Origin of the sequence: Bacteroides sp. 1001302B_160321_D4 (assembly GCF_015667765.1) — a bacterium.
GTDB classification, from domain to species: Bacteria; Bacteroidota; Bacteroidia; order Bacteroidales; family Bacteroidaceae; genus Bacteroides; species Bacteroides xylanisolvens.
In genome coordinates, this window is record NZ_JADPLO010000018.1 from 38,866 (window position 1) to 63,142 (window position 24,277).

Genomic DNA, 24,277 nt, shown 5'->3' on the forward strand with positions numbered 1-24,277 from the left:
ATATTTATGGTAAAAACAAACGAAAAAGGCAGATAGTTTGGCGAAAATAACAAATTCTCAAACAAAATCTTGTTTTTTTGCTTCAATCTATGTAACTTTAGGCTAGCTTAATTGTTTAAGGAGGAAAAAATCAAAAAAGTCCTGCCCGCAGGCAAGCACCATGAGAATACAGTTTGAGATTAAAGAAAATTTGCCGGAAATTATCGAAGAAATCTTACACTCTGATAAGTGGCAAACTTCCGTGAAGGAAGAACTGAGCGGTCGGACGACCGTTGTGATCCGTGACCAAGCGTATGGTTCAGAAGCTACCATTGAAATTTATGCTACATCTATTGAAATCAAAACCGCATGGTCAAAGTACTCCTATCGTATATTTGTAACCAACGATATTGTATGGTGCGAATATAACGGTGCCTATCGTGGTCTGTTGGAACAAGTGCTCCTACCTACTATTACTCCTAAAGAAAACCTGCTCAATTCTGACGTGACCGAAAGTTCGCTCTACGGAAATGAGCATAAGAAATTGAGAGAGTATGCAGAAGATAACCTGAAACTGAAACAATTCCGCAGGGAAAACTTCAATGAACAGAAGAATGGAACCGCTCCATTCGATCATCCCAAGCGTGTGTATGATGAGTTTATCAAAGAAGATTATGTAGTAGCACCCAAAGAAGAAGAGAACAAATAATCTGTACTTAATGCTTTACCTTGTGCCATCGTATTGGCACTCCAGTGCCACCATATTGACACAGTCGTGCCAGTAAGGTGGCATGATTGTGCCAATAAAAAAGGTTGAACAATTATCAAACGCTCTCTCTCATAAATTTTATAGCCGTACCCACTACCTCCAACCCGGGTCACTTCCAAACGGTATCTATTTACCGGATGCACATACACATACATGATTCCCACTAAAAGCAGTAAGACAAAGCAACTAACACCTATTACTTTTTTATTTCTCTTCATATTCGTATGGTTTCAACTCCCAGGTATCATCGTAATAATAAGTGGAAGATCCTCCTGTAGCTATAATTCCCCGTTTTCCAGTAGAAAAACATACAGCTTTCGAGCGTGTGCTTCCTTCGAAATCGGTCAAATCCTCCCCATCTCACAGGTCTGTCAAAGGGTCGTAAATCCAGTAGTTAGAGCGGTAACTGCTTCCTGCAGTCTGTCCTGATCTCAATTTTCCTTTATCTTCCTCTGTGTCCTCTGCGTCCTCTGTGGTGAAATAATCTGTGTAAATCTGTGTAATCTGTGGTGAAACTTTCCTATATTTGTAGCCAAAACAATTTAATATTAATTTCATAGGAATGAAAAAGACAATCCTTATTGCTGCTTTAGGCTTGTTCAGCCTAAACATCATGGCACAAGATGCAAAACCTGAAGAAGGTTTTGTTTTCACGACAGTGAAAGAAAACCCGATTACTTCTATCAAGAATCAAAATCGTTCGAGCACTTGCTGGAGTTTCTCAACTCTCGGATTCATTGAATCAGAATTGCTTCGCTTAGGTAAAGGCGAGTATGACCTGTCTGAAATGTTTGTCGTACACAAAACGATGCAGGATCGCGGAGTAAACTATGTACGCTATCATGGTGACAGTTCTTTCTCCCCGGGCGGAAGTTTTTATGATGTAATGTACTGCATCAAGAATTATGGTATTGTTCCTCAAGAGGTGATGCCGGGTATCATGTACGGTGACACGTTGCCGGTGCATAACGAGCTGGATGCTGTTGCTTCCGGTTACATCAATGCTATTGCGAAAGGTAAGTTGAGCAAACTGACTCCGGTATGGAAAAACGGACTAAGCGCTATTTATGATACTTATCTGGGAGCATGTCCGGAGAAGTTCACATACAAAGGCAAAGAATATACTCCGAAGACTTTTTCTGAATCACTGGGATTGAACTGTGACGACTATGTATCACTGACTTCTTATACACATCATCCATTCTATTCTCAATTCGCAATCGAGATTCAGGATAATTGGCGCAATGGTTTATCCTACAACCTGCCTATCGAAGAGCTGATGGCTGTAATGGACAATGCTATAAAGAAAGGTTATACTTTTGCATGGGGTAGCGACGTCAGCGAACAGGGATTCACACGTGACGGTATCGCCGTTATGCCGGATGTAAACAAAGAATCTGAACTTTCCGGTTCGGATATGGCTCGCTGGACCGGCCTGACTGCTGCTAACAAACGTCAAATGATGACAACCAAACCATACCCGGAAATCGACGTCACTCAAGAAATGCGCCAAGTTGCTTTCGACAATTGGGAAACTACGGACGACCACGGAATGGTAATCTACGGTATCGCTAAAGACCAAAACGGAAAAGAATACTTCATGGTGAAGAATTCTTGGGGTAAATCAGGCAAATACAATGGTATCTGGTATGCTTCCAAAGCATTCGTTGCTTACAAGACTATGAATATTCTTGTACACAAAGACGCACTGCCTAAAGAGATTGCTAAAAAACTGGGAATCAAATAAACGAGTACCCATCCTTTATAAATAAAAAGCCTCATTAGCTACAAATAGCTTCTGAGGCTTTTTTAAGCAGTTATTTTTCGGGATTACTCCATGTTATCGAAACAAAAGTAAGACTGCTGTTTTCTTCCTCCAAATATAATCGACCAAAGAACGGATTTCAACGGTAAACAGTTTTGTTCTATTTTTAAGATTCTACCGTTTGACAGTGGCTATGAATCAAATCAAGCAGAGAATAAAATGCATGAATTAATGCAAGATTATACACATACAGCCCCTTATTATGCATAAATACAAGGAAAAACAGACGGTCTTTATGGTATAAATGCACCCTTGCTTTTAATGAAACGCAGGCTTGGTCGGTGAGAAACGCATCCTTGCTCACCGACCAAGCCAGCGTTCATCGGTGAGAAAGGATTTTTGGGCTGAAAGAAGAGCCATTTCCAAGTTATTTCACTTCAGAATCCATTGATTCTTTATATAGCAAATAGCTATATAATAGGAAAAGAATCATTCATTTACTCCGACTCTGAAAGCAAATAAGTACCAAAAATATCTTCCATCAGCAAAGCGCTGTCTTTTCGCATTTCCCTGATACATATTTAAGCGATTTTTTATCAACCTCTTGCATACCGGCTCTGATTGACAGCAGGGAGAATGTATAAAACATCCCATTTTTATGTATAGTCCAATTTTAAGCAGACGCAGATTTATTTCTCGCGATATTCCAGCGGAGTCATCTTCACCTTTTTACGAAAGTATTTATTGAAAAAAGAATGATTGTTAAAGCCTAACGAGAAAGCTATTTCTTTCACCGGCAACCGGGTGGTTTTCAATTGGGCCTTCGCATTCATAATAATAATTTCTGTAATGATTGCCAACGGACTGTATCCGCTTGCCCGACGGATGGCACTTGAGAAATGTGCCGCAGTAACCCCACACTTCTCCGCATAAAACGCCACTTCATGCTCTTTGGTATAATGAGCCATCAACAACTGTATAAACTGCCTGTACAACTCCTGTTCTCTTCTCAAAGGTTCATCGAGCTTCTTGCCATAGCGTTTATACAATTCTTTCGTTCCCTGCAAAAAAATAGCCAGTACGGAACGTATGATCTCTTTATTTTCTAATGAATGTGGGAGTGTATAAGCACGAATCAGTAAAAGATATACATTCCGGTATAAGCCGGCAACATCCTCTTGCAGAGAGATGACCGGACTGTTCAATATCATAGGCATAAAGTCCAGCAGGATTTCCACATAATTGCCCGAAAGCATAAAATCGGACGAGAAACCGGCAAAAGAAATACGGGTATCAGACGAAACTTCGTGTATCTGAATGAATGAATTAGGAAGAACAACGATGAAATCATTCTTACGAATGACAATCTCCAACAAATTAATGGTAGCTCTGACCATCCCTTCCGTACAAAGCACAAAGACACCGGCTTTTATTTTGCAGGGGAAATTACCATAGTAGTTTAAGATATCTCCGGTGATACTGTCATCTGCTATAAAATCAACCGGAAGGTCAAATTTAGGAAAGGATTCGTTAGTTGTCATCGTCAGTTCTTTTTTAATTTACCAAAAATATCCATTTCATCCGGATTCCGGGCAACAAGTTCAAAAATGGTATATTATATCCTACAAATAGAACATTATTTTCTTCTTTATTAGGATTGTATTTAAGAAAATAGCAAATATAGAATATTGAATCCCAAGAATGGAGCTTGACGGCAGTCACCTATTAGCCGTACTTTGCATCGTTTTAATAAATATGTTGAAATAAAACCTAGAAGAGAATGAGAACTTTAAAAAGACTTTTTTATGTAGTTTGTACGGCTTTCCTCCTTACATCTTGCGAGGAAACCTATAATGACAAGCTATTCTGGCCGGGTGAACTCTGCCAGGAGTATGGCTCATACATCAAACCGGCTACCTTAAACCTGACCTACAGCGGGGAGAAACTCGTTGGAAAAACTGTCGACTTTAAAACAGAAGACAGTGAAAAAGGAACCTTGACACTGAATGACATTATCCCGGGAGAGAAACAAACTCCTCTTCCAATCAGTCTGTGCGAACAGGAAAACTCTTATACATTTAGCGGCAAGAACATCACGATGGGAGGAGCAACCGTGACATACAGCGGTGCCATCACTCCGAAAACAATGAAACTGGATTTGGACGTGGTAATGCCGCAAAGTAAATGGGAGAAAAGTTATGGCATATCCAATTTCACTAAAGGAAAGAAAATGACTGTCACTTACAGCGGAGGGCAATATGTATGGAAAGAAACGAATGAAATCTTAACCGGAGGATTCTATGTCCATCTGGATGACGTGGAACTGACCAAAGCGGGCAGTACACTGTTTTTAAGGATGAAACTGATTCAAAATGCACTTTGCTATTTCATACCGCAACTTCTTCAGACAATCACCCTACAACCCGACGGTAACCTTGTAGCCAATTATACGACGAGTCCCGTTTACATCGGCAGCGTACCGATCAATAACATAGATCCGGATAAAGACGTCGGTACCATCGCAACATTTGTCACCAAGTTTATGATTGGTTTACTGACGGAAAAAGATATCAATAATGCATTGACAGACCGTACATGGACCGCTTCACCAATTAATCTAATCACCTGGACAGAGAAGAGCGGTAGACTTAAAATAAACCTGAACTTACCGGCAATTATCAGTCTGGCAACCAAGGACGGTGAAACTCCTATCGATTCAGGACTGGTTTCCGGAATTATGGAAGCTCTTGCCCAATCCAATCCTGTGCAACTGAAACTGTTGCTCGGAATCGTAAACTCCATGATCGACAATCCATTGCTCGGTATCATAACCAGTATGGATACGGCGAGCTTCCAACAGGTATTCTACTTACTGACTGAAGGAATTATCTTTCATATAGAAGAGGAAGACGGACATACCCATCTTTACTTAACCAAAGAGTCGACAACTGCTTTCATTCAGTTATTGCCCGGACTGCAACCGATAGTGGAAGGAATGTTGCCGGAAAGCATGGCCAACAATACTGTATTTAAAAACCTGCTCGGACTTCTCATGGGAAATGACGAAAACGGTCTGCCGGTTTTATGGAATGCAGCCAATACTATTGACTTAGGATTGGATCTTCTGCCACAAGAATAAACATCAACTATGAATATCAAAAAAGAAAACAATGAAGAAAATATATATTCTAACTTTGCTACTATGCTTCACCAGCCTTGGGAGTAGTTTTGCCCAAACGCTGAAAGGACATATATATGATGCAAATACCAATGAACCATTGGTGGGAGCAGCCGTTACGTATAAGTTACAGGGCAATCAGGGAGTAGTGTCCGACATCCATGGGGCTTATGAAATCAAGCTGCCCGAAGGGGGTGTCGATCTCGTATTCAGTTATGTGGGCTACGAAGATGTACTGATGCCGATCGTAATCGACAGACGTGAGGTAATCACCAAAAACGTCTACATGAAAGAAAGCACCAAACTGTTGGAGGAAGTCGTGGTCAGCGCCGGACGCTTTGAACAGAAATTGAGTAATGTCACTGTTTCCATGGATGTAGTGAAAGCCGGTGACATTGCCCGCCAGGCACCAACAGATATATCGTCTACCCTCCGCACTCTTCCGGGAGTGGATATTGTAGACAAACAACCTTCCATACGTGGTGGTAGCGGATGGACATACGGAGTAGGTGCACGCAGTCAGATTCTGGTGGATGGTATGAGTACCCTGAATCCCAAGACAGGCGAAATCAACTGGAACACCGTACCTTTGGAGAATATCGAGCAGATTGAAGTAATCAAAGGAGCCTCTTCCGTTTTATATGGTTCATCGGCTTTGAATGGTATCATCAATATCCGCACCGCACGTCCGGGGTTAGCTCCGAAAACACGTTTCAGCGCATATCTCGGTATCTATGGTGATGCGGAGAATGACGAATACCAATGGAGTGACAAGAATTTCTGGAAAGAAGATAAATATTCGGTCAAACCGATTCTGCGCGGAAATCTTCTTAGTGGTGTGCGTAATCCGATTTACGAAGGATTCGATCTCTCCCACGCCCGTCGTATCGGTAATTTCGACGTCAGTGGCAGCCTCAATCTTTTCACTGATGAAGGATACCGCCAGCAAGGATATAACAAACGTTTCCGCATGGGAGGTAACCTAACCTATCACCAACCGGACATGGGAATGAAACTGTTGAACTATGGTTTTAATATCGATTTCCTGTCTAATCAATATGGTGACTTTTTTATCTGGCGTTCACCGACAGAGGTGTACAAGCCCTCTCCTTTCACCAACATGGGCAGGGAAGATAATAATTTTCATATCGACCCGTTTGTCAACTACGTGAATCCGGAAAACGGTACGTCACATAAGATCAAGGGACGTTTCTATTATAGTGCCGACAATATCGTACGTCCTACCCAGGGAGCATCCATCATGGATATTCTGGGCAATATGGGGACAGATGCCCAAACGATACAGAATATTGCAGGCGGTGATTACAGTTCATTCTACCCGGCATTGGTGGGAATCGGTTCAGGACTAATCAATGGTAATCTGGAAGACGCCATGAATGGAGTATTCACTTCATTAGGCAATATCTTCCCTAACGCGACGACTGCCGATTATTGCGATCTGATTTCCTGGGTGATGGACAATGGGCTGCCCAGTGATTTGGGAGGACTGACGAACGGACAATTGCCTGGTGACCTGATTCCCTGGGTGTCCGACGTACTCAATCCTTCACGAAACACTCCTAAGACGCAGACTGATAAAAGCACTAACTATTATCTCGATTATCAGTTCAACAAGAAATGGGACAGTGGCGCACAAATCACTACCGGAGCCACTTATGAGCATGTACGGTATAATTCGGCCATCATGGACGAAGTCTACAAAAGCGATAACATAGCTGCTTTCTTCCAGTACGACCAACGTTTCTGGGACCGTCTAAGCGTATCTGCCGGTGTGCGTGCCGAATACTATCGTGTAAACAATCACCATCGTGAAGCAGAAACAAAGATATTCGGAACTAAAGTTCCATTCCGCCCCGTGTTCCGTGCCGGACTGAACTATCAGTTGGCAGATTACAGTTTTATCCGTGCCAGCTTCGGACAAGGCTACCGTAACCCGTCCATCAATGAGAAATACCTGCGCAAGGATATCGGAGGAGTCGGCGTTTACCCGAATCTGGATATCAAACCGGAAAAAGGGTTTAATGCGGAATTGGGATTCAAGCAAGGGTATAAGATTGGCAATTTCCAGGGATTTGTAGATGTTGCAGGATTCTATACGCAATATAAGGATATGGTCGAATTCCAGTTCGGACTATTCAATAATGCGGACTATACGATGATTAACAGCATCAGTGATGCCATCCGGATGATAACCGATGGTCAAGGTTTCGGAATCGGAGCACAGTTTCATAACGTATCGAAAGCACAAATCTACGGAGTGGAAATATCAACAAACGGCGTTTATAACTTCAACAAGAACACAAAGTTGTTCTATAACTTAGGGTATGTATACACCGAACCCCGTGATGCGGATTATAAGGAACGCAATGATGCGGAGGATCTTTATACCGATCCTCTTCAAATGAAAGAAAAATCGAACACCGGAAAGTATTTGAAGTATCGTCCGAAACACAGCTTTAAAGCGACGGTAGATTTCCAGTGGAAACGTATCAATCTGGGTGCAAACGTTGCCTGGAAGAGTAAAATCCTCGCAGTGGATTACCTGATGATGGATGAACGTCCGAAAGCACAACTCGACTTGATGGATTACGTTCGCGGCATCGCTTTCGGTTATTCTAAAGGAGAGACTTTGGCTACTTATTGGAAAAAACATAATACGGACTACGCCACTGTGGATATGCGCCTTGGAGTAAAAGCGTCCAAAGAGGTAGCTTTTCAGTTTATGGTCAACAACTTGTTAAATAAAGAATATAGCTACCGCCCGATGGCAGTTGCCGCTCCACGCACGTTTGTTGTTAAGATGGATATTACTTTCTAAATAACTTTTAGAATTTACAACCGATTCAGAAGCGGCTGCACGATGCAGCCGCTTTCTTTTTTTCCGCATCTGTCATCATTTATCTATATATTGCGTATCTTTACCCCGCGAAAATGAGAAAAAACAGTCGATAAAATGAAAAAACAAATCCTACTTATTGCTATCTTATTATGTACAGCCTTTGCACAGGCACAAGAAGTTTTTGTAACCGCAGATTTTGTAAGTAGCTACATCTGGCGTGGTATAGACAGCGGCAATGCAAGTGTACAACCCTCGCTCGGCCTCAACTGGAAAGGCCTGACCGTCTATGCATGGGGTTCTACCGAATTTCGCGAAAAGAATAATGAGATAGACTTGTCATTGGAGTACGAATACAAAAACCTGACTCTCTACGCCAACAACTATTTTACCCAAACAGAAGAAGAACCTTTCAAATACTTCAATTACAGTTCACATTCCACGGGACATACTTTTGAAGTAGGAGCCGGGTATATGCTTAGTGAGAAATTTCCATTATCAGTCAGCTGGTACACCACCTTTGCCGGAAACGACTACCGTGAAAACGGAAAACGTGCCTGGTCCAGCTATTGCGAATTGAGTTATCCGTTCAGCGTGAAGGATGTTAACATGAGCGTCGAAGCTGGTTTTACCCCTTGGGAAAGTATGTACTCCGACAAATTCAATGTAGTCAATATCGGATTATCCGCAACGAAAGAAATCAAAATAACATCCAACTTCTCTCTGCCCATATTCGGAAAACTAATAGCCAACCCCTATGAAGAACAACTTTATTTTGTATTCGGAATTACGTTGTAGATGATTCTTACACTCAATTATTAACTAATAAATTACCCCCATGAAAAAACACTTTCTTATTTTCGGAGCAGGCCTCCTTCTATTAAGCGCCTGTAATTCGGTCAAAGCACCGGAAGCTATCCTGCCCATTCCCGAAGCCAAGCAGGTAGAATGGCAAAAAATGGAAACGTACGCTTTCGTACACTTCGGACTTAACACATTCAACGACCGCGAATGGGGATACGGTGATTCCGATCCTAAAACATTCAATCCCACCCGACTGGATTGCGAGCAATGGGTACAGACGTTTGTGAAATCCGGCATGAAAGGAGTGATCCTGACAGCCAAACATCACGACGGATTCTGCCTGTGGCCTACTCAACTGACAGAATATTGCATCCGTAACACCCCGTATAAAGACGGAAAAGGCGACATCATTCGCGAACTATCGGATGCCTGCAAGAAGTACGGCATTAAATTCGCTGTTTATCTGTCTCCCTGGGACAGGCATCAAGCCAACTATGGTTCTCCCGAATACGTAGAATACTTCTATAAACAGCTCAACGAGCTATTAACCAACTATGGTGATGTTTTTGAAATCTGGTTTGACGGTGCCAATGGTGGAGACGGCTGGTATGGCGGAGCAAAAGACAGCCGTACTATCGACCGCAAAACTTATTACGATTATCCGCGAGCCTATAAGTTGATCGACGAGTTGCAACCACAAGCTGTTATCTTCTCGGATGGAGGTCCGGGCTGCCGTTGGGTAGGTAACGAAAACGGATTTGCAGGAGCTACCAACTGGTCTTTTCTCCGTGCCGGAGAAGTTTATCCGGGTTACCCCAAATATCGTGAATTGCAATATGGCCATGCCGACGGCAACCAATGGGTAGCCGCAGAATGTGACGTATCCATCCGTCCGGGATGGTTCTATCATCCGGAAGAAGACGACCGTGTGAAAACAGCAGATGCATTGACCGATCTGTATTACCGTAGCGTAGGTCATAACGCAACATTGTTACTCAACTTCCCGGTCGATCGTGACGGACTGATCCATCCGACAGACTCTGCCAACGCCGTAAACTTCCACCAGAACGTACAAAAGCAACTGGCACACAACCTATTGGCCGGACTTTCTCCCAAAGCCTCGGACGAACGGGGAAAAACATTCTCTGCAAAAGCGGTGACCGATGGTGAGTATGATACTTATTGGGCTACCAATGACGGCGTCAACTCTGCCACCATCGAGTTTGACCTGCCTCAAACGGAAAAGATTAACCGCATGATGTTACAGGAATATATACCTCTGGGGCAACGTGTCAAATCATTCGTTGTAGAATACAACCAGGAAGGCGAATGGCTTCCGGTAAAATTGAATGAAAAAACGACCACTATCGGATATAAACGCCTTCTTCGTTTCGAGACAGTCACCACAGATAAGATCCGTGTCCGTTTTACAGATTCGCGAGCTTGCCTCTGTATCAATAACATAGAAGCCTACTATGCAGGAGAGACTTCCGATACATATACCGCAAAAGCAGAAGAGTTGAAGAGTTATCCGTTCACGCTCACCGGAGTAGATGCGGAGGAAGCACAGAAATGTATGGATAAAAACAATCAGACCACCTGCTTCATCAACAGAAATACATTATTGATTGATTTGGGAGAGGAACGCACAATCACCTCATTCCACTATCTTCCCGACCAGAGTGAATATAATAAAGGAATAATCAGCTCTTATGAAATCTCTGTCGGAACGGATAGTAATGCTGTCAATCAGGTAGTAGCCAAAGATGAATTTTCCAATATAAAGAATAATCCGATTCTGCAATCGGTTTACTTTACTCCGGTTAACGCCCGCTATGTCCAACTGAAAGCAACACGGATGATACATGATGGTGAACCAATGGGACTGGCCGAAATCGGTATACAATAAAATAAGTAACTGTCATTTTAACACTTAAAGAGAATAAATAGCTGTATCTCTTGACTTCTCGAATAATTTATATAACTTTGTTCGTAAATAAAAAGCAATAAATATGAAACGTCCACAAATTGTAGAACGAATACGGAAGGCTTTAACACAGGTGGCACCGGAAGCTCAAGCCATTTTATATGGTAGTGAGGCACGTGGGGATGCCCGTCCTGATAGCGATATTGATTTATTGATATTGGTTGACGGTAATAAATTGACCGTCAAAGAAGAAGACCGTATCATCACTCCGCTCTACGATATAGAAATAGAAACGGGAGTGCAAATAAATGCACGTGTCTTGCTGAAAAAGATTTGGGAAAACCGTCCTTTTCAGACACCTTTTGGTATGAATGTAATGAAAGAGGGGATCGTACTATGAAAGAACAATTAAACAGGGAAAATATTGAGGCACTGTCAGCTTACCGTTTTCTACGTGCTAAAGAAACGCTGAAAGAAATACCCTATCTAAAACAACAAGGCTATTATAATACAGCTGTAAACCGTCTTTATTATGCCTGTTATTATGCAGCAGTCGCTCTGCTTATTAAACACGAGATAAATCCTGGTACCCATGCAGGTGTCAAACAGATGATAGGATTGCATTTCGTCGCTACCGGTCGTATGTCACGTGAATTGGGACGTTGTTTTTCCTTACTTTTCGAACGTCGACATAGTAGTGATTATGATGATTTTGCCTATTCAAGTGAGGAAGAAATAGACGAATTGCTGCCTAAAGCAACTGACTTTATTGAAGCCATCGAAGTTCTGCTGAAGGAATAAAAGGATGTTATATTTGTAACTTCCATTTCTATTCCGCCATTTTAAGAATCCTATAAAAACCCTCCTATTTTGCTCAAAATTCTTAAACCTGTGCATTTTTTACTCGGATTTCTTGTCAGAACCAAGTGTTTGAGTAAATTTGCACGCTGATAGTTAACCGGATAGTTTGGATAGCAAGAGATTACTACTTGACTACTGGCTGCTAACTTGTAGAAATACTAATACTAAAATTTATAGCATGAGTTTGAAAATTGTTGTATTGGCAAAACAAGTTCCCGACACACGTAACGTTGGGAAAGATGCCATGAAAGCCGACGGAACGATTAACCGTGCGGCACTCCCCGCCATCTTCAACCCCGAAGACCTGAATGCTCTCGAGCAAGCTCTCCGATTGAAAGATGCTCATCCAGGCTCTACCGTAACCGTTCTGACAATGGGACCGGGACGGGCAGCCGACATTATTCGTGAAGGACTTTTCCGTGGTGCAGATAACGGTTACTTATTAACTGACCGTGCTTTCGCTGGTGCAGACACACTGGCTACGTCTTACGCACTTGCCACTGCCATCCGCAAAATCGGTGAGTATGACATTATTATCGGTGGCCGTCAGGCAATCGACGGTGACACGGCACAGGTAGGTCCGCAGGTAGCAGAAAAGCTGGGATTGACGCAAATCACATACGCAGAAGAAATTCTGGAAGTAGGCGATGGTAAGATTAAGGTGAAACGTCACATCGACGGTGGTGTTGAAACTGTAGAAGGCCCGCTGCCTATCGTGATTACTGTCAACGGTTCTGCAGCTCCTTGCCGTCCGCGTAACGCTAAATTGGTTCAGAAATACAAGCATGCCAAGACTGTGACTGAAAAACAGCAAGGCAATCTTGACTATACAGACCTGTACGACAAGCGCGATTATCTGAATCTGGCAGAATGGAGCGTAGCCGACGTAAACGGTGACCTCGCACAATGCGGTCTGTCCGGTTCGCCGACAAAAGTGAAAGCCATCCAGAACATCGTGTTCCAGGCTAAAGAGAGCAAAACCATCAGCGGCAGCGACCGTGACGTGGAAGACCTGATTGTTGAACTATTAGCTAACCACACCATCGGATAATCATGAATAACTTATTTGTATATTGCGAAATAGAAGAAGGTAACGTTTTAGACGTCAGCCTCGAACTTCTGACCAAAGGTCGTTCGTTAGCCAACCAGTTGAACTGTCAGCTCGAAGCAGTGGTTGCCGGAACCGGCCTCAAAGATATTGAAAAACAAATCCTTCCTTACGGAGTAGACAAACTTCACGTTTTCGACGGCGAAGGACTTTACCCTTATACTTCACTTCCTCACACAGCTATCCTGGTGAACCTTTTCAAAGAAGAGCAGCCACAAATCTGTCTGATGGGTGCTACTGTAATCGGCCGTGACCTCGGTCCGCGCGTTTCTTCTGCTTTGACCAGCGGATTGACTGCCGACTGTACTTCACTTGAAATCGGTGACCACGAAGACAAGAAAGAAGGTAAGACTTACAAGAACCTGTTGTATCAGATCCGTCCGGCTTTCGGCGGTAACATCGTTGCTACGATTGTGAACCCGGAACACCGCCCGCAGATGGCAACCGTTCGCGAAGGTGTGATGAAGAAAGAAATCCTCTCTCCTACTTATCAAGGAGAAGTGATCCGTCACGATGTGAAAAAATACGTAGCCGATACGGACTATGTAGTGAAAGTAATCGAACGCCACGTAGAAAAGGCAAAGAACAACCTGAAAGGTTCTCCGATTATCGTAGCCGGCGGATACGGTGTAGGCTCGAAAGAGAACTTCGACCTGTTGTTCGACCTCGCTAAAGAACTTCACGCAGAAGTAGGTGCCAGCCGTGCTGCTGTTGACGCTGGTTTCGCAGACCATGATCGTCAGATCGGTCAGACTGGTGTTACGGTTCGTCCAAAACTCTACATCGCTTGCGGTATCTCCGGACAGATTCAGCATATCGCCGGTATGCAGGAAAGTGGTATCATCATCTCCATTAACAACGATCCGGATGCTCCGATCAATACGATTGCCGATTACGTAATCAACGGAAGTATCGAAGAAGTTGTGCCGAAGATGATTAAGTATTATAAACAAAATAGCAAGTAAGGAAAGATGGCTAATTATTATACAGACATACCGGAACTCAAGTTTCACTTGAACAATCCGATGATGAAACGTATTTGCGAACTCAAAGAACGCAATTACAGAGATAAAGATGAATTCGACTACGCTCCGCTGGACTTCGAAGATGCTGTAGACTCTTACGACAAAGTATTGGAGATTACAGGAGAAATCACAGGAGAAATCATTGCTGCTAACGCAGAAGGTGTAGACGAAGAAGGTCCTCACTGTGCTAACGGTCGCGTAGAATATGCTTCCGGAACCAAACAGAACCTAGACGCTATGGTGAAAGCCGGCCTGAACGGTATGACCATGCCACGCAGATTCGGCGGTTTGAACTTCCCGATCACTCCGTACACCATGTGTGCAGAAATCGTGGCTGCTGCCGACGCCGGTTTCGGAAATATCTGGTCTTTGCAGGACTGTATTGAAACACTGTATGAATTCGGTAACGCTGACCAACACAGCCGTTTCATTCCTCGCGTATGCCAAGGTGAAACGATGTCTATGGACTTGACCGAACCGGATGCAGGTTCCGACTTACAGGCAGTTATGCTGAAAGCAACTTATAGCGAAAAAGACGGTTGCTGGTTGCTGAACGGTGTAAAACGTTTTATTACAAACGGTGATGCTAATCTTCACTTGGTATTGGCTCGTTCGGAAGAAGGTACAAGAGACGGTCGTGGTCTTTCTATGTTCATCTATGACAAGAATGAGGGTGGTGTGAACGTACGTCGTATCGAAAACAAACTCGGTATCCACGGTTCTCCTACTTGCGAACTGGTGTACAAGAATGCAAAAGCTGAACTTTGCGGTGACCGCAAACTCGGTTTGATTAAATACGTTATGGCTTTAATGAACGGTGCCCGTCTGGGTATTGCTGCGCAGTCTGTAGGATTGAGCCAAGCTGCTTACAATGAGGGATTGGCTTATGCTAAAGACCGTAAGCAATTCGGTAAAGCAATCATCGAATTCCCGGCAGTATACGATATGCTAGCTATCATGAAAGGTAAGTTGGATGCCGGACGTGCTTTGCTGTATCAAACAGCTCGCTACGTAGACATTTACAAAGCATTGGATGATATTTCCCGCGAACGTAAACTGACTCCGGAAGAACGTCAGGAACAGAAAAAATACGCCAAACTAGCAGACAGCTTTACTCCGCTGGCTAAGGGTATGAACTCTGAATATGCTAACCAGAATGCTTATGACTGTATCCAGATTCACGGTGGTTCAGGATTCATGATGGAATATGCTTGCCAACGCATCTATCGCGACGCACGTATCACCAGCATCTACGAAGGAACTACCCAGTTGCAGACTGTAGCCGCTATCCGTTACGTGACTAATGGTTCTTACATCGCTACTATCCGCGAGTTTGAGGCCATTCCTTGTTCACCGGAAATGGAACCGCTGATGTCTCGCCTGAAGAAGATGGCTGACAAATTTGAAGCAAGTACCAACGCTGTGAAAGAAGTACAGGATCAGGAATTGCTTGACTTCACCGCTCGCAAACTGGTGGAAATGGCTGCTGATATTATCATGTGTCACTTACTGATTCAAGATGCCAGCAAGTCTTCTGAACTGTTCTCCAAATCTGCACACGTATATTTGAACTATGCAGAAGCGGAAGTAGAAAAGCATACAAATTTCATCGAAAACTTCGACAAAGAAGATTTGGCGTTCTACAAAAAGTAACAAATAATCGACTAAATCTGATAAAAGCATCCTTTCTTACGAAATGGATGCTTTTTTTATTTGTCATATTCTATTATTTTCCATTATTATTCTATACATTTGTCAGTGAGATAAGTAATTTTTTAATTGATGAATGTAGATAGAGATAGAAATATGGCACTCAAACCTTCATATAATGACAAACTGTATTTGCCAGGTTTATCAAACACGGAAATCCTTATATTGGCTCTCGAAGCCTCTCAAAAACTTGAGTGGAATATCGAGGAAGTAACTCCGGAAGGAATCCGGTTTGAAGTCCCGTTCAGTATACGCTCCCATGGAGAGGCAATAACCTTTACCATAGAAAAGGGAAGTGACGGGGAAGTATCCGTTCGCAGTCAGTCTTCTTCCGTACAATTTGTTGATTATGGAAAGAACAGAAAAAATATCCAGAAGTTACGGGAAACAATGGAAGAAATAAAAGCCTCACTCACTCCGGAAGAACTAGCCCAAAGGGCCAAAGATTTCGAAGAAGAGTTCAACCGCCCGCTCACAGAAGAAGAAAAAGCCTACATAGAGGAAGAAAAGAAGAGGAACTCTTTCCTGTCTTTCTTCATTCCCCACAAAGGATTTATAGCAACTCCCATCCTGATAGACATCAATATTCTTGTATTCATTGTAATGATTGCTTCCGGAGTGGGTATTATGTCTCCTTCCACTCTGTCACTACTGAAATGGGGAGCTGACTTCGGACCGCTGACTCTGACCGGTGACTGGTGGCGCACAGTGACTTGCAACTTCATACATATCGGAGCTTTCCATCTCCTGATGAACATGTATGCTTTCATGTATGTAGGACTTCTGTTGGAAGAACTGATAGGAGGACGCCGTATGTTCGTTTCATACCTGCTAACCGGATTATGTTCGGCTGCATTCAGCCTGTATATGCACGGTGAGACAATCAGCGCCGGAGCTTCCGGATCTATCTTCGGACTTTACGGTATATTCCTTGCATTCCTCCTCTTTCATCGCATCGCCAAAGAACAACGAAAGGCATTGTTAACCAGCATCCTCATTTTTGTGGGGTATAATCTGGTTTACGGGATGAAAGCCGGCATTGATAATGCCGCCCATATTGGCGGGTTGTTAAGCGGGTTTGTTCTGGGAATTATATATGTGGTCGGCTACAAGTTCGAGAAACCCGATGCACAGCGGACTGTCTCCATCATCGGGGAGCTTGGTATATTCTGTATATTCCTGTTCAGCTTCATGATCCTGTGCAAAAACGTTCCTCCTCTTTACCCGGAGATACGCAATGAATGGGAAAGCGGCATTGTGGAAGCCTATCTGAATGGTGAACTGGAAGAGGAAAACGAGAACAGTAATCATTCCGCTGTGAATGCTACGGACAATCTTTCCAGCAGGAAAGTTCCGGCATATACGCCTGTCGGCAATGACGATACGTGGCTATCTTATTATGATGCAGCCACCAAATTCAGTTGCCAGTATCCTACCAACTGGATAAAAATAGCAGGAGCAAAAGGAATTATTGATGGTGCGGAACCTCCATTACTCATGCTGGTCAACGGAGGGAATCAATTAACGATTACCGCCCTCACCTACGACACGCAGAAGGAGTTTGAACACATGAAAGAGTTATCACTCACTCTCCCAAGAAATGCACAAGGGGAACCGTCAGAAGATTACCAACTAAGCAATGTCAACATCAACGGACTCCCCATGACAAAGATCACGAATCCCCTGCACATCGGGGCTCCTGATGAACCGGGAGAGGATGTAAAACAAATAGCGTTGCATTACTTTCAAGAGAGCAAGAAACGATCTTTTGCTATTGTCATGCTTGTCTATGACGAAGAAGCTGAAACCGATCTGAATGCCATTACATCAAGTATCCAGATCACCCAATAAAGAGAATATGAGAGTATATATCCAAATCAAACAGTTAGGAAAGCGAAAGTGCAGTATCGAAAAGATTCCTATCGATTTTCCTGTTCCGCCTGTCAATGTACAGGGGTTGATCGAAGCCATCGTCAGTTGGCAAGTCTGCGAATACAATGAACGCTTGCAACAGAGCGAAGTGCTGAAATACCTCACACAGGAAGAAGTGGAAAATAAAACAGCTTCCGGCAAAGTAGGGTTTGCAGTAAACTATAATGGCAAACCTGCCGCAGAAGTCGAAGCCATCACCAATGCTTTGCAATCCTATGAGGACGGAATTTTCCGTATCTTCATGGATGATACGGAAACCGGAGACCTATCCTCTCCCATCCAACTTAAAGAAGAATCTACCTTAACCTTCATCCGGCTCGCTATGCTGTCGGGAAGATTATGGTAATCATTATCCTATAAAACACATTTAAAACGAAAAGAATCATGAGACTGATTTACAATGACGCATTAAATAAACGGATTGCTCCGTACCTGGAAAGGTTAACGAAAAAGAGAACCAGTTTAGACAAAGAGACAATGGCACTGTTGGATGTATTTATGCAATACTTCAACATGGATACCCGGTATGGTGCATACAGCGATAAATTAGAGCCTTGCATCATCTATATTATCCAAGAAGAGAAGATTAAAAGCGTTGCCAATCTTTTCGATGGTAAATTGAACAAGCTACTCCACTATCTATTGGGAGACGAGTACGCCCACCTGTTCCACACCTATCTGAAGCTCAAAGCACGGTGCCCGTACACTCACGGATACTCGCGCCGGTCACAACGGTCGGCAAATCCTCTTCTGCATATCGGCCACGTTATAGATGCACTGACCCAGTTTCTGAAACTGCGCGCCACCGGATTTACGGTTCAAGCCATACTGAACGGAGGAAACACTCCGGAAGAAATAGAAGCATACAAGGATTCGATGAACTGCCAAAACTGGATGGCCGCCCAAATAGCAGAAGGCAACCAGACTGTCATTGAATACCTCAACAATGTGCTGACCAGTGAGAATAACGCCAACCGCCTCAACCAGGGACATCTCCAGGCTATCGCAGTAAGTGGATACCGCCCCTTGCTGGAACTGGAAGGGAAGTTACTTCTGGCAGCCAAGTTACAGGAGGGTCTCCGCCAAGCTATCGTGGAAACGATGGACGAAGGTTGTCCCGAAAGTTATCTCCATCTTTTCTCGGTCATCTGCGACAACGGCCTGCAACGATTTGCTTCCGTGAAACGCGGTATTGCAGTCAGTACGGGTATCGGAGAACAAGACAGCAGCGAACGTATCACCAATAAATATGTAGAACTGATCCATCGTTTTCTGAACGACCGGAAACAAGCACACAGTGCTCTTCAAAGCAAAGATACAATCGAACTCTATCTGGCTTTATGGAGCATCGGATTCTATAATACGGAAGAGATTCAGACGCTCGTACCGGAAATTATCAAGAAAGGTGCTAAATACCAGGTACAGACATTACTTTATTTCTTACGCTGTACGCAATACTCCGGCATGAACCACCGCATCAGTAAAAATGCCTTTGAAAGATGGTATAAGGAACCGTCGGTGGTGGCGGCTATCTTACCGTTGTATCTGTCCGGTCTCTATCTTAGCCGGTACGGAGGGCACAAAGACGCCCCGTCACTCCACGACTATTTTGATAGCAAAGAAGAGGCGGTCCGCCATTATGAATATCTGAAGCAAATCTATCAGTCCATCTCTGCCAAAGAGATTTATTCTCCTTATGTATTCCCTTGGGAAAGCACAGAACTCACCCGTTCGGAAATCGTTCTCAAAATGGCATATATCACCTGGATGACTAATAATTCTGCATTGAAAGACGATCTTTGCAGCTATCTGCCCTCTCTGGATACTTATATGCGGGCAGGCTATATCGGTGTTGTATTAGCTCCACCGACCAGTCCGCTACAGGAAGAATATGTACTGCAATCACTGGGAGACCGTTCGCAAGATGTGCGTGAAGAAGCATATAAAGCATTGTCCGAGATGACCTTATCGCCCGAACAAAACCAGAAAGTAGAAGAGTTACTGCGCTTCAAATACAGCGAAATGCGTATCCATGCTATCAATCTGCTGATGAAACAGCCCAAAGAACAGCTAGCCGACAGCATCCGCCGCTTGCTAACAGACAAGGTTGCCGAACGCCGCCTGGCAGGATTGGACATGATGAAGACCATACACAATGTAGAATTCCTGCAAGATATCTATCAGGAATTGATCCCGACAGTCAAAGAGATTCAGAAGCCGAACCCGAAAGAAAAAGTATTGATAGAATCTCTGATTGGCGATGGAACAGAAGAGAGCGTCACACAACATTATACCAAAGATAACGGTTTCGGTCTGTACGATCCGTCTCTTGAAGTCAGTCTGCCGGAAATTACCCAGGACAAAGGATTCAACGTTAAAAAAGCATTCGAATTCATCTGCTTTGGAAGGGCCAAACTCGTTTTCAAAAAACTAAGCAAATACATCGAAACCTACAAGAATGAAGAATTCAAAAATGGTTACGGAGAAGCACGTCTGGTAGGTAACAGTGTCCTGATAAACTGGAGCAACTACGGAGGATTGAGCGGACTCGGATTCCCGGAATTGTGGAAAGCCTTCTACGAAGAAGAAATAGGAAGCTACGACAAATTGCTGATGATGAGTTTCATGCTTGCATCGACAGGTACCGCTAAAGACGAAGACGACTCCGACGAGGAAGATGAAGAAGACATCAAGGCAGACCAGAAATCAAGTAATACTTTTGAGCCGCTTGTCAACCGGATGTATGCCGGCATCACTTACCGCGGATTGCAGAAAGACCTCCGCAAGATGCCGTACTATGAACAGATGAGTGACATCATCGAAGCACTGGCATACGAATACAAAGATGAAGCCGTCTATCAACGCCTGGCCGTCAATATGCTGCTCCAACTATTGCCTTTGCTAAATACCAAAAACATCTTCCGCCAGTACACCAGTAAGCATGCATGGCTTCGGGACAAACTGGAATACGGAGAAAAACAGGTCGTTTATCCGATACATAACAACAAATTCGTGAACTTCTGGCTCGAAATGCCTCAAAAGCCCATGAATGATGATCTATTTATCCGTTACTTCACAGTGCGCTATCAGCTTTATAAGCTCACCAACTACATGGAGCACACCCCCGAACTAGAGGAAACAGACTCTTATCTTCATGCCACAGACTTCGCCCGTGCCTGGATGCTGGGAATCATCCCGACAGAGGAAGTATACCGTGAAATGATGGGACGCATCAGCTCTCCCAGCCAGATCAAAGCAATCACCATGGTATTGAACGACAACGTTCGTTTCAACAAGGAAAAAGAAAGATACGCCGATATCAAAAACATCGACTTCTCCCTCTTCCGTTCCCTCGCCCAAAAGGTGGTAGACCGGATTCTTGAAATTGAATTAAAACGTGGAGACTCCGAGACACAAGTCACCTCCCTTGCAGAAGAACTAAGCTACGTCTATGGAGCTGAAACATTTATCCGTATTCTGCAAGCATTCGGCAAAGATACTTTCATACGTGACAGTTACAACTGGGGCAGCACCAAACGGGGTGTATTGAGCAGTCTGCTCCATGCTTGTCATCCCCTGCCTACGGACACCAGCGAGAATCTGAAGAAACTGGCGAAACAAGCCGAAATCAGCGACGAGCGACTGGTAGAAGCCGCCATGTTCGCCCCACAATGGATTGAACTGACTGAAAAGGCAATAGGCTGGAAAGGACTGACAAGTGCAGCCTATTATTTCCACGCCCACACCAATGAAACGTGTGACGACAAGAAGAAAGCGATTATCGCCCGCTACACCCCCATCGACGTAGATGACCTGCGGGAAGGTGCTTTTGACATCGACTGGTTCAAAGATGCATTTAAGACAATTGGCAAGCAACGCTTCGAAGTGGTCTACAATGCCGCCAAATATATTTCATGCAGCAACAGCCATACCCGTGCCCGTAAGTTTGCCGATGCTACCAACGGTGCAGTGAAGGCGGCAGATATAAAGAAAGAAATAATAGCCAAGCGCAACAAAGACTTATTGATGAGCTACGGCCTCATCCCATTGGGACGGAAGCCGGATAAAGAACTGCTGGATCGTTATCAATACCTGCAAAAGTTCCTGAAAGAGAGCAAGGAATTCGGTGCTCAAAGACAGGAAAGCGAAAAGAAAGCGGTAAACATCGCTCTGCAAAACCTGGCACGCAACTCCGGTTACGGAGACGTTACCCGCCTGACCTGGAGCATGGAAACCGAACTGATTAAAGAACTTCTTCCCTACCTGTCCCCCAAAGAGATAGACGGCGTAGAAGTGTATGTACAAATCAACGAGGAAGGTAAATCGGAGATTAAGCAAATCAAAGACGGCAAAGAGCTCAACAGCATGCCTGCCAAGCTGAAAAAGCATCCGTATATAGAAGAACTGAAAGCAGTACACAAAAAGCTGAAAGACCAGTACACCCGTTCGCGCATCATGCTGGAACAGGCGATGGAAGACTGCACTCATTTTGAAGAAAACGAATTGCGCAAGCTGATGCAGAATCCTGTTATCTGGCCATTACTGAAACATCTCGTCTTCATCTGCAACGGACAGACGGGCTTCTACACCGATGGATTGCTGATTACAGTAAATGCCGTTTGCCTCCCGTTAAAACCGAAAGACGAGTTACGCATCGCGCACCCCACAGACCTGTATACAAGCGGAGACTGGCATGCTTATCAAAAATTCCTGTTCGATAAATCAATCCGCCAACCTTTCAAACAGGTATTCCGCGAACTTTACGTTCCGACTCCGGAAGAAATAGAAGCCACTCAATCCCGCCGCTATGCCGGCAACCAGATCCAACCGCAGAAAACGGTTGCCGTACTGAAAGGCCGTCGCTGGGTAGCCGACTATGAAGACGGTCTCCAAAAGATCTATTACAAAGAGAACATCATCGCCACCATCTATGCGATGGCAGACTGGTTCTCTCCTGCCGACATCGAAGCTCCGACATTAGAATATGTCTGCTTCCACAACCGCAAAGACTACAAGTTAATGAAAATCTCGGAGATTCCTCCTGTCATCTTCTCCGAAGTAATGAGAGACGTAGACCTGGCAGTAAGCGTAGCCCATGCCGGAAGCGTTGACCCGGAAACCAGCCACTCTACCATCGAGATGCGCAGCGTACTGGTGGAACTGACGATGCCGTTGTTTCATTTCAAGAACGTGACAATAAAAGGAAGTTTTGCTCACATCGAAGGTAAACTGGGTAAGTACAATATTCATCTGGGCAGCGGTGTGATCCATCAGGAAGGTGGTGCACAGATAGCCGTTCTTCCGGTACATTCGCAAAATCGCGGACGCCTGTTCCTGCCTTTCGTAGATGAAGATCCGAAGACTGCCGAGATACTGACTAAGATTATCTTCTTTGCAGAAGACGATAAGATAAAAGATCCGAGCATTCTGAACCAAATCAAATAGTAAAGAGATGGCAGAAAATTTAATCATCCACACAGGAAGCAAGGAAGAAAAGTATCGGGAGTTACTTCCGCAACTGCATGCTTTGGTAAGTACGGAAGCAGATCTCATTGCCAATCTTGCCAACATGGCAGCAGCCTTAAAGCAGACTTTCGGTTTCTTCTGGGTAGGCTTTTACCTTGTGAAAGAGGAAGAACTCGTACTGGGTCCGTTTCAAGGCCCCATTGCCTGCACTCGCATCCGCTTTGGCAGAGGAGTTTGCGGAACCGCTTGGAAAGAAGCCCGTACACTGATTGTTCCTGATGTAGAGCAGTTTCCCGGACACATAGCCTGTAGTTCGGACTCGAAATCGGAAATAGTAGTACCGATCCTCAAGCAGGGGAAAGTTGCCGGGGTGCTGGATATCGACAGTGATACATTGGATAGCTTCGACACTATCGACGCACGCTATCTGGAAGAGATTTGCACGTATATTGTATTATAAAATAACGGCATAAACATCCTGAAAAAACGGAGGCTCTGATTGAATGAATCAGAGCCTCCGTTTACTATAAATAGAGCCTCTGTTCGAATCAAACAGAGGCTCTATTTTTTTACCAGTCCATATCTTCTATTTCCCGTTCCCGGTACAGCAAAAGTTGTTTGCGAAGCGAACGCATTTCGTGCCTCATATCTTCCATCCTTTCCAGCAAATGATGAATGGCATCGATACCTTCCATGTTGATGGATAAGTCATAGTACATTCTGCTATAACGTTCCACGTTCGGGAGTTCCGACAAAAGCAGATAATGTTCACCGCCTTCGGTATGCACGTTAATCAAACCGCCCTCTTCCAACATTTCGATGAATGAAGGCTCAATATGACATTTGTGACAGTATTCACTGACAATTATTAATTCGGTCTGCATAGTACTCATTCA

General features: G+C 44.0%; 18 protein-coding genes and 1 pseudogene. 15 read left to right on the plus strand and 4 right to left on the minus strand.

The annotated features are described in order from the left end of the window. Window positions 1-160 precede the first annotated feature (160 nt). Window positions 161-688, plus strand: a complete 528-nt coding sequence (locus tag KFO40_RS09330; RefSeq protein WP_004314253.1) for a hypothetical protein — start codon at window positions 161-163, stop codon at window positions 686-688. Here the strand turns inward: KFO40_RS09330 and KFO40_RS09335 are convergent. Both KFO40_RS09335 and KFO40_RS25665 read right to left on the minus strand, forming a co-directional pair. Next, window positions 652-966 carry a hypothetical protein gene (locus tag KFO40_RS09335; RefSeq protein WP_008025926.1) on the minus strand — a complete coding sequence of 105 codons (315 nt, stop codon included), beginning with the start codon at window positions 964-966 and terminating at the stop codon, window positions 652-654. The genes KFO40_RS09330 and KFO40_RS09335 overlap by 37 nt on opposite strands. After that, window positions 953-1,177, minus strand: a pseudogene (locus tag KFO40_RS25665) (hypothetical protein); the annotation flags it as partial. The gene KFO40_RS09335 and the pseudogene KFO40_RS25665, both read right to left, overlap by 14 nt. 133 nt (window positions 1,178-1,310) lie before the next feature. On the opposite strand from KFO40_RS25665, the gene KFO40_RS09345 reads away from it, so the two are divergent. Next, a complete protein-coding gene (locus KFO40_RS09345; protein ID WP_049703468.1) occupies window positions 1,311-2,495 on the plus strand; it encodes an aminopeptidase C in 1,185 nt (394 codons plus the stop codon). 707 nt (window positions 2,496-3,202) lie between these two features. Here the strand turns inward: KFO40_RS09345 and KFO40_RS09350 are convergent. Further along, the gene (locus tag KFO40_RS09350; protein ID WP_004314250.1) at window positions 3,203-4,054 is read right to left on the minus strand and encodes a helix-turn-helix domain-containing protein; all 852 of its coding nucleotides are present in this window, start codon (window positions 4,052-4,054) and stop codon (window positions 3,203-3,205) included. 239 nt (window positions 4,055-4,293) lie between these two features. On the opposite strand from KFO40_RS09350, the gene KFO40_RS09355 reads away from it, so the two are divergent. The 13 genes from KFO40_RS09355 to KFO40_RS09415 all read left to right on the plus strand — a co-directional run bounded on the left by KFO40_RS09355 (window position 4,294) and on the right by KFO40_RS09415 (window position 23,841). Continuing rightward, the gene (locus KFO40_RS09355; RefSeq protein ID WP_211146291.1) at window positions 4,294-5,652 is read left to right on the plus strand and encodes a DUF4925 domain-containing protein; all 1,359 of its coding nucleotides are present in this window, start codon (window positions 4,294-4,296) and stop codon (window positions 5,650-5,652) included. A 31-nt stretch (window positions 5,653-5,683) separates the two neighbouring features. Next, window positions 5,684-8,530 (plus strand): TonB-dependent receptor, encoded by a 2,847-nt coding sequence (locus KFO40_RS09360; RefSeq protein WP_211146292.1) that lies wholly within the window; start codon window positions 5,684-5,686, stop codon window positions 8,528-8,530. Between the two features lie 135 nt (window positions 8,531-8,665). Next, on the plus strand, window positions 8,666-9,346 hold the full coding sequence (locus KFO40_RS09365) for a hypothetical protein (protein ID WP_120067354.1): 681 nt from the start codon (window positions 8,666-8,668) through the stop codon (window positions 9,344-9,346). Window positions 9,347-9,386: 40 nt separating this feature from the next. Beyond that, on the plus strand, window positions 9,387-11,261 hold the full coding sequence (locus KFO40_RS09370) for an alpha-L-fucosidase (protein WP_211146293.1): 1,875 nt from the start codon (window positions 9,387-9,389) through the stop codon (window positions 11,259-11,261). Window positions 11,262-11,364: 103 nt separating this feature from the next. Further along, window positions 11,365-11,679 carry a nucleotidyltransferase domain-containing protein gene (locus KFO40_RS09375; protein ID WP_009039295.1) on the plus strand — a complete coding sequence of 105 codons (315 nt, stop codon included), beginning with the start codon at window positions 11,365-11,367 and terminating at the stop codon, window positions 11,677-11,679. Continuing rightward, entirely contained in the window at window positions 11,676-12,080 is a 405-nt protein-coding gene (locus KFO40_RS09380) for a HEPN domain-containing protein (protein ID WP_009039294.1), read from the plus strand. Before KFO40_RS09375 ends, KFO40_RS09380 begins: the two co-directional genes overlap by 4 nt. Before the next feature lie 238 nt (window positions 12,081-12,318). Beyond that, window positions 12,319-13,191: an electron transfer flavoprotein subunit beta/FixA family protein gene (locus tag KFO40_RS09385; RefSeq protein WP_004314244.1), complete on the plus strand. Its 873-nt coding sequence runs from the start codon at window positions 12,319-12,321 to the stop codon at window positions 13,189-13,191. A gap of 2 nt (window positions 13,192-13,193) precedes the next feature. After that, window positions 13,194-14,213: an electron transfer flavoprotein subunit alpha/FixB family protein gene (locus tag KFO40_RS09390; protein WP_134985146.1), complete on the plus strand. Its 1,020-nt coding sequence runs from the start codon at window positions 13,194-13,196 to the stop codon at window positions 14,211-14,213. A gap of 6 nt (window positions 14,214-14,219) precedes the next feature. After that, the gene (locus tag KFO40_RS09395; RefSeq protein ID WP_004301030.1) at window positions 14,220-15,926 is read left to right on the plus strand and encodes an acyl-CoA dehydrogenase family protein; all 1,707 of its coding nucleotides are present in this window, start codon (window positions 14,220-14,222) and stop codon (window positions 15,924-15,926) included. 153 nt (window positions 15,927-16,079) lie between these two features. Further along, a complete protein-coding gene (locus tag KFO40_RS09400; protein WP_134985153.1) occupies window positions 16,080-17,834 on the plus strand; it encodes a rhomboid family intramembrane serine protease in 1,755 nt (584 codons plus the stop codon). A 7-nt stretch (window positions 17,835-17,841) separates the two neighbouring features. Beyond that, window positions 17,842-18,261, plus strand: a complete 420-nt coding sequence (locus KFO40_RS09405; RefSeq protein WP_004301032.1) for a hypothetical protein — start codon at window positions 17,842-17,844, stop codon at window positions 18,259-18,261. A gap of 38 nt (window positions 18,262-18,299) precedes the next feature. Further along, complete coding sequence (locus tag KFO40_RS09410; protein ID WP_134985145.1) at window positions 18,300-23,360, plus strand: DUF4132 domain-containing protein; 5,061 nt, start codon at window positions 18,300-18,302, stop codon at window positions 23,358-23,360. A gap of 7 nt (window positions 23,361-23,367) precedes the next feature. Continuing rightward, window positions 23,368-23,841: a GAF domain-containing protein gene (locus KFO40_RS09415; protein WP_004307141.1), complete on the plus strand. Its 474-nt coding sequence runs from the start codon at window positions 23,368-23,370 to the stop codon at window positions 23,839-23,841. A gap of 109 nt (window positions 23,842-23,950) precedes the next feature. Here KFO40_RS09415 and KFO40_RS09420 read toward each other — a convergent pair whose 3' ends face one another. Continuing rightward, window positions 23,951-24,265: a chaperone modulator CbpM gene (locus tag KFO40_RS09420; protein WP_004307142.1), complete on the minus strand. Its 315-nt coding sequence runs from the start codon at window positions 24,263-24,265 to the stop codon at window positions 23,951-23,953. Window positions 24,266-24,277 lie beyond the last annotated feature (12 nt).

What these genes read in the sequence shown, in the direction of transcription:
- KFO40_RS09330 (WP_004314253.1), top strand. Translation starts at nt 161, where the DNA reads ATGAGAATACAGTTTGAGATTAAAGAAAATTTGCCGGAAATTATCGAA.
- KFO40_RS09335 (WP_008025926.1), bottom strand. Translation starts at nt 966, where the DNA reads ATGAAGAGAAATAAAAAAGTAATAGGTGTTAGTTGCTTTGTCTTACTG.
- KFO40_RS09345 (WP_049703468.1), top strand. Translation starts at nt 1,311, where the DNA reads ATGAAAAAGACAATCCTTATTGCTGCTTTAGGCTTGTTCAGCCTAAAC.
- KFO40_RS09350 (WP_004314250.1), bottom strand. Translation starts at nt 4,054, where the DNA reads ATGACAACTAACGAATCCTTTCCTAAATTTGACCTTCCGGTTGATTTT.
- KFO40_RS09355 (WP_211146291.1), top strand. Translation starts at nt 4,294, where the DNA reads ATGAGAACTTTAAAAAGACTTTTTTATGTAGTTTGTACGGCTTTCCTC.
- KFO40_RS09360 (WP_211146292.1), top strand. Translation starts at nt 5,684, where the DNA reads ATGAAGAAAATATATATTCTAACTTTGCTACTATGCTTCACCAGCCTT.
- KFO40_RS09365 (WP_120067354.1), top strand. Translation starts at nt 8,666, where the DNA reads ATGAAAAAACAAATCCTACTTATTGCTATCTTATTATGTACAGCCTTT.
- KFO40_RS09370 (WP_211146293.1), top strand. Translation starts at nt 9,387, where the DNA reads ATGAAAAAACACTTTCTTATTTTCGGAGCAGGCCTCCTTCTATTAAGC.
- KFO40_RS09375 (WP_009039295.1), top strand. Translation starts at nt 11,365, where the DNA reads ATGAAACGTCCACAAATTGTAGAACGAATACGGAAGGCTTTAACACAG.
- KFO40_RS09380 (WP_009039294.1), top strand. Translation starts at nt 11,676, where the DNA reads ATGAAAGAACAATTAAACAGGGAAAATATTGAGGCACTGTCAGCTTAC.
- KFO40_RS09385 (WP_004314244.1), top strand. Translation starts at nt 12,319, where the DNA reads ATGAGTTTGAAAATTGTTGTATTGGCAAAACAAGTTCCCGACACACGT.
- KFO40_RS09390 (WP_134985146.1), top strand. Translation starts at nt 13,194, where the DNA reads ATGAATAACTTATTTGTATATTGCGAAATAGAAGAAGGTAACGTTTTA.
- KFO40_RS09395 (WP_004301030.1), top strand. Translation starts at nt 14,220, where the DNA reads ATGGCTAATTATTATACAGACATACCGGAACTCAAGTTTCACTTGAAC.
- KFO40_RS09400 (WP_134985153.1), top strand. Translation starts at nt 16,080, where the DNA reads ATGGCACTCAAACCTTCATATAATGACAAACTGTATTTGCCAGGTTTA.
- KFO40_RS09405 (WP_004301032.1), top strand. Translation starts at nt 17,842, where the DNA reads ATGAGAGTATATATCCAAATCAAACAGTTAGGAAAGCGAAAGTGCAGT.
- KFO40_RS09410 (WP_134985145.1), top strand. Translation starts at nt 18,300, where the DNA reads ATGAGACTGATTTACAATGACGCATTAAATAAACGGATTGCTCCGTAC.
- KFO40_RS09415 (WP_004307141.1), top strand. Translation starts at nt 23,368, where the DNA reads ATGGCAGAAAATTTAATCATCCACACAGGAAGCAAGGAAGAAAAGTAT.
- KFO40_RS09420 (WP_004307142.1), bottom strand. Translation starts at nt 24,265, where the DNA reads ATGCAGACCGAATTAATAATTGTCAGTGAATACTGTCACAAATGTCAT.